This window comes from Pseudoalteromonas sp. McH1-42 (assembly GCF_022347845.1).
GTDB lineage: Bacteria > Pseudomonadota > Gammaproteobacteria > Enterobacterales > Alteromonadaceae > Pseudoalteromonas > Pseudoalteromonas rubra_D.
The window spans coordinates 255,748-262,700 of record NZ_JAKRFU010000012.1; the positions used below are offsets into that span (position 1 = coordinate 255,748).

A 6,953-nucleotide genomic window follows, 5' to 3' on the forward strand; every position below is an offset into this window, starting at 1 on the left:
TCAAGGTGCAAGAGTTACTAGTTGATTTTGAAGACATTGACGAGCTATATCGTAGCTACATGCCTTATCAAAAAAGTGGCGGTTTATTTGTACAAACCAATAGCCGCTATGAAATGGGTCAGGCGCTGACGCTGCGTATTACCTTACCAGATGCGCTGGAAGAAGATGTTGTTACGGGCAAGGTGGTCTGGATAACACCACAGGGCGCGCAGAACTCCAACCCGCCAGGGGTAGGGGTAGGCTTCGAGACCGAAGACGAATTGCTGAATGATAAAATAGTAAAAATATTGGGTACTAAGCTGAATTCTGGCAAACCCACCTACACCATGTAAGAGTTGTTATGATTGTAGATTCTCACTGTCACCTGGACAGACTGGATTTTGATAAAATTGGAAAAACGTTGCCCGAGATCCTGGGCGATGCCAGAGCTAAACAGGTTGAACACTTTCTGTGTGTGAGCGTGACGCTGGCACAGTTTCCTGCCATGCTGGAAAAAATTCTGCCCTTTGATGATGTGTCGGCATCTTGTGGCGTGCACCCGCTCAATCAGGAAGACGCGCTGGATCCTGCACTATTAAAGGAACTGGCGCAGCACCCAAAAGTGGTCGCGGTTGGTGAAACGGGACTGGATTACTACTATTCAAAAGACACGCATCAGGTACAAAGAGACAGCTTTGCGCAGCATATCGATATTGCCAATGAGCTCAATAAGCCTTTGATCATCCATACCCGCGATGCAAGACAGGATACGCTGGATATTATGCGCGCGCATCAGGCTGAGCAGTGTGGCGGTGTCTTACATTGCTTTACTGAGAATTGGGAAATGGCCAAACAAGCCATTGATATGGGGTTTTATATTTCCATCTCAGGGATTGTGACTTTTAAGAATGCCGTTGAGCTGCAAGAAGTTGTAAAGCGCCTGCCACTTGAGCGGCTGCTAATTGAAACGGATTCACCGTATCTGGCACCTGTGCCACATCGAGGCAAAACCAATCAGCCTGCCTATGTACAGGACGTGGCTTATTTTATTGCGGATTTAAAAGGCATTAGTTACAAGGAGTTAGCTAGCGCGACAACGGAGAATTTCTACCGTTTGTTTGGCCTGGCTCAGCGTGGTAATGCCAGCTAATCGTTCTGCACTTCCCTATGTATTGCTCGGCCCTATGGTGCGCCGGGCAGAGCCTACACAAATTTGCCTGCAATTTGTTACCACGGACGTTCCTGAGTTTGAAGTCGCTATTGATGGCTTCGAAGTGTCGTCACAGCTGAGTGAAATACGCCTGGGCACCTATCTGTATCTGTGCTTTGTGCTGGTAACACCTAAAACGGGTCGCTTCGAGTGCGATACCAACCTGAGCTATCGTGTTAAAGCTGGCGGGCAATGGCTTGATATGAGCAGCCTGAGTTATACGGATGCGCCTCAGTTATTGATACCAGACAGGTTGCGCAGTGTGTTGCATGGTTCATGTCGTAATCCTCATCATCACAGCCGAGACAGCCTGGCAAGCGCCGACGACTATCTGCGCCAAACCCTTGATGAGAGCGCCAAACGACCCGCCTTATTGTTGATGTCTGGCGATCAAATCTATGCCGACGATGTGGCTGGTCCAATGCTTTTAGCCGTTCATAAGCTGATTTCACTACTAGAAATTTATCCTGAGGACAACCTGACACTGAGCTTGCCTGAATCACTGGAGCAGCAACTTTATCAGCGCCATCACTGGTTACCCAAAACCCCTTGGCAGGAACGCAGTAAGTGGACAATTAGCCATTGGCTGAAAAAAGATGAAGCCCATTTTTCCAGTGTTAAGGCTGGCAATCACCTCATTACACTTGAGGAGTTTATTGGTTGTTATTTGCTTAACTTCAGTTATCAGGCCTGGCAGTTGGTTGACTTATCGCAGTTACATGGTCAATCACTGAGCCACCCACAGGCACTAGAGTTTGCAGCCGATAAGCGAGCGCTGGAGGGCTTTATAGAGACGCTGCCTGCTGCGCAGCGGCTGTTTGCAAATGTGTCCACGCTGATGATGTTTGACGATCACGATGTGACTGATGACTGGAATCTGACCGCTCGCTGGGAGCAGAATATAGCGAATTCGCCGGCAAGCCGGCGGCTCATTGCCAATGGCCTGATCGCCTATTGGCTGTTTCAGGGGCTGGGGAATGATGCCCTGACGGCTTCGGGTAAGCTGATTGAGGGTTTTACACAAAGTCTCACTGCTCATAACCGATGGGCTCTGACCAGCTTTGATAAAACCTTGCACCGTTTTACTCAGTGGCATTATTGCCTAGAAACCCAGCCGAAAGTGGTGGTGTTAGATACGCGCACGCACCGCTGGCGCAACGAACAGGACTTTAACGAACCCAGTGGACTCATGGATTGGGAAACACTGATGGAATTGCAGGAGCAAATGCTGGAACAGGAGAGTGTGCTTTTGGTCAGCCCGGCGCCGGTTTTTGGGGTAAAGGCTATTGAGACTATACAAGCGGTATTTAACGCATGTGGTCAACCTCTGGTGGTCGATGTTGAAAACTGGATGGCCCATGAGGGCGCAGCGAAAAAGCTGATCGATATTTTTAAACGTGAAGATACGCCCTCTGAGACGATTATACTCTCGGGCGATGTTCACTATTCATTTTGTTTTTCGGTTGCTGCGCGATTTGGCCGTCATGACAATCGCATTTGGCAGCTTACCTCTTCGGGTATTAAAAATGAGTTTCCAAAACGCCTGCTGCATATTCTGGAGAAGCTGGACACTTGGCTGTTTGCTACATGGAGCCCGTTTAATTTATTTACCAAACGCTGGCAATTATCGGTGCGTAAACATCACAGCAATAGCCCCGGCAGGCGTTATCTGGTGAGTGCTTCCGCCATTAGCCTGGTTGAATTGGAGCAGGGACGTTTAAGTCGCTATCGGTTGTTACAGGGAGATGGCCAAATGACCGAGTTCTCATTGTCCGAACATGACGAATCACCAGGCTAATCCTGCAAACGACATCTCAGCCGGATTGTAAAGTTTTGCTATAGTTACAACAAAGAGCCTGTATAAAAGGTGATAGGGTTGTATCAGCAGCAGACAAAACAAACAAAGTTAGGTGCCAGTATCCTCATATCGCTCATGATCTGGCTATACTCTGCAATCGCGTTTGCCGTCCCTGTGTTTTCGGATACTGCACAGGTGATGCGTCATTATGATTATGAATCAGGTCTCAGTCAGGTCAGTATTACCGCCATTGAAGAAGATCAGCTGGGCTACATCTGGATAGGTACTCAGGCTGGCCTGAATCGATTTGACGGCCATTCTTTTAAGCAATTTATTAGCCGCCAGCAAGATCCCTTTGCGTTGGCCGGGGCATTTATTACAGCCCTGTGCCACAGTGGGGAATCTCTCTGGATTGGCACCAGCACCGGGCTGAGTGTCTACCACACTGTGACAGGACGATTTCAAAGCTTTTTGAGTGATTTTAGCCCTTTGGTCCTATCAGATCGGGTGCAATCAATTGGCTGCCAGGGCGCCGCAGTGTCCGTGACCACGGAAGATGGTTTTTATTATGTAATTGATAAGGCTACGTTGGAGCCACAGGAAGTGGCGCTGGAGGGGGATTTTATACGCTATGTGACCGTGTATAAAAATTTGGTTTATTACCTTTCTGATGAAGGGTTAATGGTCAACAACCGCCAAACGGGCATAACAACCCTGTTGTTGGATGGTGATTATAAATCTCTCATGGTTAGTGGCGAGCGCGCTTTTTTAATCAGTAAAGATAACCAGCTTACCGCCTATGATACGCTGTTTGAGCGCGCGTTATGGCAAAGCGCAATTACACCCGATGCCAAGTTGGTGCTGCACTCGGTTTTTGCGTCTGCTGGTGAGCTTTTTGTCGCAACCAGCCATGGTGTTTACTTGCTTGATATGAAAGGGGAAATTAAAAAGCGTTGGTATAAACGTGGCAATAATAAATCGGGTTTACAGGATAGCAGTATCCTCTCGGTATTTCGCGATAGCAACAGCGACCTGTGGATAGGGACAGAGACTCGGGGTTTGCATTTTATTAGTCAGCTCAGCGAAACCTTTGGTCATGTGGGCGAGTATAATTATCCACACTCTCCGCTAACTAATTCAGATGTGCGCAGTTTCGCGCTGGATGAATCGGACAGGCTGTGGGTCGCAACTTCCAGTGGTGGTTATATTTTTGAGCAGCAAAGGTTTGTGAAAGTGGAGCAGGTTTATCCTCAGCTAGCCCGTTTTTCCAATACTTTTATCACTAAGATACAGATTGTCGGTGAGCATGCCTGGCTGACGTCGCGTGGCGCCGGAGTCGCACGGTTAAACCTGATAAGCGGTGAAGTCACCTATTTTATGCCTGATTTTGGCAACGGACCCGAGCTGAGCTTCAATGATATCACCGTATTTAAACAGCTGGTTTTGCTTAGCTCGCGTACTTTGGGTTTGCTTTATTACGACGAAGCCCAGAAAAAGCTGTTGCCCTTCTTTGCGTCATCTGTGTCGGCACCCAATCATGTCTCTTCATTGCTGGTAGACGGCGACGGCTTCTACTTCGGAAGTGTTGGTGATGGTTTATTTCATTACGATGGCCAAAATATCAAATCTCTTACGACCAACAATGGGCTGGCATCAGATATTGTGTTCATGTTGTCCCGCGACTCGCTCGGCGCTGTCTGGGTGGCCAGCGAATCCGGTGTCAGCATTCTCAACAAGCAGTTCGAGGTGGAAAAAGTACTCAAAGTGACCGATGGACTGGCCAATGAAGCGGTCTGGGCCATGGTCTTTGATCAGCAGGAACATATCTGGCTCGGAACCAGCGGCGGTCTGAGCCGGATTAATATTCACGATCATAATATCGATAATTTTCTGGTTGTAGACGGCGTACAGGACAATGAATTTAATTACAATGCAGCCTGGTTAGCCCCTGATGGTCGGGTATTTATTGGCGGTGCCAAAGGGTTCAACCAGTTTTATCCTGAACAGATCCGCATTGCGTTTGGGATCCGTCCTTTACTGATCTCCAATATCGAGCTGCTTGGCGAAGTCTTACATCCTGAAGCCAGTAGCGAACTGACACTGGCGCCTGAGCTGACTGAAAAACTGCTGCTTAATTACAATCAGGATATCGTTTCCTTGCATTACTCCAGCCTGGATTATGGCTCTGAGCGACTGAATTTCTTTTATCGTATTGTTGGGTTGAGCGACCAGTGGTTGAAACTCGCAGATGGTGTCAGGCAAATTAATTTGCTGAAACTGGAACCCGGTAATTATCAGGTACAGACTTATACGGTGAATCGCTTCAACCAGAAGTCCCCTGTGCATCGTTTTACGATCCAGATAAAGGCGCCCTGGTGGTGGGACTGGTACTCTAAAACTTTTTATATTGTGGCCTTAACACTCAGCTTCGCTTTGTGGTTCAGGCAACGCCAGGCACGTTATCGTCAGGTTGTGAATGACAACAGAGTCATGAATGAACTACAACAACGCCTTGAGCTGAGCTTGTGGGCCAGTGGCGACGAACTGTGGGACTGGCATCTGGAGGACAAAAAAGTCTATCGTTACTGCGTAAAACCGCGCATTGACTATGGTAAAAATCAAACCTCTATGACAGTTGAAGACATTGATCAGTTTGTGCACCCAAAAGATTGTATAGCCTGGGAAGAAAAGATCGAGTCATGCCTTGAAGGAGAGCTGGATACCTATGAAATCGCCATGCGGGTCAAAACGTTAAAAGACCAGTGGAGTTGGGTATTGGAGCGCGGCAAGGTGGTGAGCCGTGACCATCATGGCAGACCGCAGCGTATTGTTGGGGCATTGAAGGATATCGCGGAGCTGAAGGCGCATCAAAATGCTTTACAAACCCTTAATGAACAACTTGAAATCAAAGTCGCAATGCGTACGGATGAGCTGTACAAGAAAAACCAGAAACTGGAACAAGCTATGATGGAGCTTAAGCGTACCCAACAAGAGCTCATAGAAAGTGAGAAAATGGCCTCATTGGGTAATGTGGTAGCCGGCATCGCCCATGAGATAAATACGCCACTGGGCGTCGCTATAACGGCGCTGACCTACAATCAGGAATGTCTGCACAACATCAATGAAAAGCTTCAGGAAAAGCAACTACGCCAGACGGATTTAGAGCGTTTTAATGCCGAGCAGGAGGAAGGGTATCGGCTTATTTTACGCAACCTGGACAGGGCACAAATGCTGATCAGCAACTTTAAACAGGTTGCTGTGGATCAATCCAGTGAAGTTGAACGAGACATCAATGTGAAGGACTATATTGCCGATGTCTTCAGCTCTTTGTTACCACTGAGCAAAGGCAAAGAGATCAGCCTGACCATTACGGGCGACGAAGACATGCTGGTGAATACCTACCCGGGCGCCATCTATCAAATCATGACGAACTTATTCAACAATTCCATGATCCATGGCTTTGAAGCCCATCCTCAGGGCAAGGTTGAGGTATCAACAAGCATGGCTGGAGAGTATTGGTTACTGACCTATCGTGATGACGGCGTTGGCATGCCAAAAGCAGGTCTGAAAACCTTGTTTGATCCTTTTGTAACGACGAAAAGAAGCCAGGGCGGCTGTGGGTTGGGCATGCATATCGTCTATAACCTGGTTACGCAACTGCTCAAAGGGGAAATTTCAGCAAACTCAAGCCCGGGTGAGGGCATTGAAGTGACTATCAGGGTCCCATATTCCCCGCCCAAGGGCGAAGAAATGGTTGGGTGAGGCGAGACCGAAGCAACGCTTCGCAGCTCGCCGAACGCTTTTCATGGATGAAAAGCCGGGAGCCCTCCATAGGGATATGTGTCCACTCGTACCTTTCTGAGACCAAAGCAACGCTTCGCAGCTCGCCGAACGCTTTATCGTGTAAAGTCGTGCTTTAGCGCGGCCTTTGCGCAAGGTGAAATGAGCCATTTTAGCTGGATGTGC

At 48.2% G+C, this 6,953-nt stretch carries 4 protein-coding genes; all 4 read left to right on the top strand.

Annotated elements, in window-relative coordinates; all coding sequences use genetic code 11:
- The first annotated feature begins 5 nt into the window (after positions 1 to 5).
- The 4 genes from MHN31_RS12800 to MHN31_RS12815 all read left to right on the top strand — a co-directional run bounded on the left by MHN31_RS12800 (position 6) and on the right by MHN31_RS12815 (position 6,749).
- On the top strand, positions 6 to 332 hold the full coding sequence (locus MHN31_RS12800; protein WP_010381666.1) for a PilZ domain-containing protein: 327 nt from the start codon (positions 6 to 8) through the stop codon (positions 330 to 332).
- Positions 333 to 340: 8 nt separating this feature from the next.
- Entirely contained in the window at positions 341 to 1,129 is a 789-nt protein-coding gene (locus tag MHN31_RS12805; protein WP_010381663.1) for a YchF/TatD family DNA exonuclease, read from the top strand.
- A complete protein-coding gene (locus MHN31_RS12810; protein WP_239444438.1) occupies positions 1,119 to 2,987 on the top strand; it encodes an alkaline phosphatase D family protein in 1,869 nt (622 codons plus the stop codon). The genes MHN31_RS12805 and MHN31_RS12810 overlap by 11 nt, the downstream gene beginning before the upstream one ends.
- Positions 2,988 to 3,056: 69 nt before the next feature.
- Entirely contained in the window at positions 3,057 to 6,749 is a 3,693-nt protein-coding gene (locus MHN31_RS12815) for a two-component regulator propeller domain-containing protein (protein ID WP_323744738.1), read from the top strand.
- The last annotated feature ends 204 nt before the right edge of the window (positions 6,750 to 6,953 follow it).

Coding starts and splice junctions, on each gene's coding strand:
- MHN31_RS12805 (WP_010381663.1), top strand. CDS start 341: ATGATTGTAGATTCTCACTGTCACCTGGACAGACTGGATTTTGATAAA.
- MHN31_RS12810 (WP_239444438.1), top strand. CDS start 1,119: ATGCCAGCTAATCGTTCTGCACTTCCCTATGTATTGCTCGGCCCTATG.